At 74.4% G+C, this 528-nt stretch carries 1 pseudogene; it reads left to right on the top strand.

What is annotated here, in order from left to right:
• Positions 1–172 precede the first annotated feature (172 nt).
• Positions 173–528, top strand: a pseudogene (locus tag ACFQ4H_RS34880) (DNA polymerase III subunit gamma and tau); the annotation flags it as partial.

Genomic DNA, 528 nt, shown 5'->3' with positions numbered 1-528 from the left:
CGCGCCGGCACCCCAGCCGGAGGCGGCCAGGCCGGCGCAATCAGCACCGGTTCGGCCGGCGGCTCCGGAGGCGGCACCGCCCGACCCGGTCGCCGCTGAGTCACCGCAGAGCACCGGCCCGGCTCCGGCGGATCTCGCTGGCGTCCGGCGGGATTGGAACAACGTTGCCGCTGTGGTCAACCGGACCAACAAGACGCTGGCAGCGCTGATGCGGGAGGCGGTGGTACGCGACCTCGACGGTGACACGCTCGTGCTGACGGTCAAGTCGCCGGCTCTGTCGCAGATGGTGTCCAGCAAGGCTGCCGTGATCACCGCCGCGCTCTACGAGGAGTGGGGTCAGCGCTGGCAGATCCGCTGCGAGGTGGCCGGCGAGCGGGGCGGCACTTCGTCCGCCGCGTCCCGGCCCGTACCGAGCATGCCCGCCCCGGCGCGTACCGATTCCCGTCCGCCGGCCGACCGGAGCGCACCGGCAGCACCGGCTGCGGGCCAGGCCGGCGGTAACGGCGGCGACACCGGTTGGCCGGAGCC

Origin of the sequence: Micromonospora sonneratiae, assembly GCF_042679305.1 — a bacterium.
Taxonomy (GTDB): domain Bacteria; phylum Actinomycetota; class Actinomycetes; order Mycobacteriales; family Micromonosporaceae; genus Micromonospora_H; species Micromonospora_H sonneratiae.
This window is presented reverse-complemented; position numbering and strand designations above follow the sequence as displayed.